Raw genomic sequence first — 2,696 nt, forward strand, 5'->3', positions numbered from 1 at the left:
GGTCGCGGCTCGCGCCGCTCCTACCCCGACAGCGTGAAGCCATGCGGCGCGACTTGTTTGAACTAACGAAATTTTTAGATTGCCGGGGGGCGGGCAGGGGCAGCAGCCACAAACACGCTGAAGCGCGACGAACCGTAGCGCCGCCGAGCCGCGCTTCGACGGATCCGGAATGGCCTTCGCAGAAACAGCCGGGCTAGACTCGACCTCCCGCCTTCCAAGGGACGCTTTGATGCAATACACGGTGCTGGCCCGATCACTGGCCATGGCAGGGACGTTGTCGTGCACGCTGGCCTGGCATGGGGCCGCCCGGGCGGTCGAGGGCGTATGGACGCCGCAGCAATTCCCCGAACTCGCGAGCAAGCTCAAACAGGCCGGGCTGCGGGCCACGCCCAAGCAGCTCGCGCAACTGAGCGACCCGAAAGGCGACCCGCTCGGCGCGGTGGTCCCGTTCGGCGGCTGCACCGCGAGCTTCGTCTCGCCCAAGGGTCTGCTGCTGACCAACCACCATTGCGCGCTCGCCGCGCTGCAGCTCAATTCGACGCCGCAGAAAAGCCTGCTGCGCGACGGGTTCAAGACCGGCACCAACAACGAGGAAGTTTCGGCCGGTGCCAACGCGCGCATCTTCGTGCTCGACTCGGTCCAGGACGTCACCGCGCGGGTGCAGGCGGCGCTGACCGCGGCGGCCGACCCGCTCGCGCGCATCGCCGCGCTCGACGCGCTGGAGAAGCAACTGGTCGCCGAGTGCGAGACCCAGGCCGATTACGGTTGCCGTCTCTACAGTTTCTCCGGCGGCAACCGCTATCAACTGCAGCGCAGCATCGAGATCCGCGACCTGCGCCTGGTCTATGCGCCGCCGGAAAGCATCGGCAACTTCGGCGGCGAGACCGACAACTGGTCGTGGCCGCGCCACACCGGCGATTTCGCCTTCTACCGCGCTTACGTCGGCAAGGACGGCAAGCCGGCGCCGTTCGCGATCGACAACGTGCCCTACCAACCCAAGCGCTGGCTCAAGATCGCCGACAAGCCGCTGGGCGCGGGCGATTTCGTCATGCTCGCCGGCTTTCCGGGCATGACCAACCGCTACGCCATGGCCGACGATTTCGAGGCCAACGCCGACTGGACCTATCCGACCGTCGCCGCGCATTACCGCCGTCTCGCCACCTTGATCGAAGCCGAAGGCCGCAAGAGCCCCGAGGTCGCGAGCAAGTACGTCGGCACCCTGCGCGGTTGGCTGGGTGCGGCCAAGAGTTACGAAAGCCAGATCGAAAGCTTCCGCCGCACCAACGCGGCCCAGGCCAAGCGCAGCGAAGAAACCGGTTTGCTGGAGTGGCTGCGTAAGCAGGGCGCGGGAGGCGAGGCGGCCTTGGCCGCGCACGCACGTCTGGTCGAACTCGGCCAGCAGGCGCGCGCCGAACGCGACCGCGACCTGGTGCTCGGCCAGTTGTACGCGACCGGCACCCTCAGTGCCGCGACCCAGCTGTACCGGCTGGCGATCGAGCGCGACAAACCCGATGCGCAACGCGAGAACGGCTACCGCCAACGCGACCTGGGCGCGTTCGAGAACCGGCTCAAGCAGGCCGACCGCCGCTTTGATGTGCGCATGGACCGGCAGTTGCAGAACTACTGGCTGCACGAGTACGTCAAGCTGCCGAAAGAACAGCGCGTCGCCGCGCTCGACCAATGGCTCGAAGGCGACGACGAAAAAGCGATCAAGCGCGCCCTCGATCGCATCGGCAAATCGCGCCTGGCCAACCCCGAACAACGTGCGAGCTGGCTCAAGGCCGACCGCGCCACCTTCGAGAAGAGCAAGGATGCCGGCAAGGACGGCGCGATCCAGTTCGCGGTCGCGGTGATGCCGACGATGCTGGAAATGGAGCGGGAAATCCGCAGCCGCGCCGGCGAGACCTTGAGCGTGCGGCCGGTGTACCTGAAAGCGCTGGCCGACTACCGCAAGGGCCTCGGCCAGCCGGCCTATCCCGACGCCAATGGCTCGCTGCGTATCAGCTACGGCACGGTGTCGCCCTACACCAAGGACAACGGCGCCAAGCAACTGCCGTTCACCCGGCTCGAGGAAATCGCCGCGCGCAACAGCGGCAAACCGCCGTTCGACGCCCCGCCGGCCTTGCTCGATGCGATCGCGGCGAAGCGGTTCAGCGCCAACCTCGTCGACAAGCGTTTGGGTTCGGTGCCGGTGAATTTCCTCGCCGACCTCGACATCAGCGGCGGCAATTCCGGCTCGCCGGTGCTGGACGGGCAGGGCAAGCTGGCGGGCATCGCCTTCGACAGCAACTGGGAATCGGTGAGCGCGAGCTGGCTGTTCGACCCGGCGTTGACGCGGACCATCTCGGTCGACCAGCGCTACCTGCGCTGGGTGCTGCAGGACGTGTTCCCGGCGCCAAGGTTGTTGGCGGAGATGGGGGTTCCGGCGAGCGGGAAGTAGATGGGGCTGCTGCCGTAGCGGTTGTAGTTGCCGTTGCCGTTGCACTCATTCTTGCTGTTGCTGTTGCCGTAAAGATTTTGCCGTGGCTGTGCGTAGAGTCGCACTCACGAAGGCCAAAGAAGACCCGGAGGGCGGCGCGCACGGATGTGCGCCGTTTTTCATCGGGACAGGGATGTCCCGTATGAAAAATCCCCGCGTGTGCATCGCTCGTGCGGGCCTGTGATTCAAAGAAAAGCATTTTTCTTTGGTTACCTTT

The 2,696-nt window shown here is 65.9% G+C and carries 1 protein-coding gene; it reads left to right on the top strand.

From position 1 onward, the window contains the following. The first annotated feature begins 262 nt into the window (after positions 1-262). Entirely contained in the window at positions 263-2,440 is a 2,178-nt protein-coding gene (locus EX88_RS0122295) for a S46 family peptidase (protein WP_031374189.1), read from the top strand. Positions 2,441-2,696: the final 256 nt, after the last annotated feature.

The organism is Lysobacter antibioticus (genome assembly GCF_000731095.1).
GTDB classification, from domain to species: domain Bacteria; phylum Pseudomonadota; class Gammaproteobacteria; order Xanthomonadales; family Xanthomonadaceae; genus Lysobacter; species Lysobacter antibioticus_B.

What these genes read in the sequence shown, in the direction of transcription:
- EX88_RS0122295 (WP_031374189.1), top strand. Translation starts at nt 263, where the DNA reads ATGGCAGGGACGTTGTCGTGCACGCTGGCCTGGCATGGGGCCGCCCGG.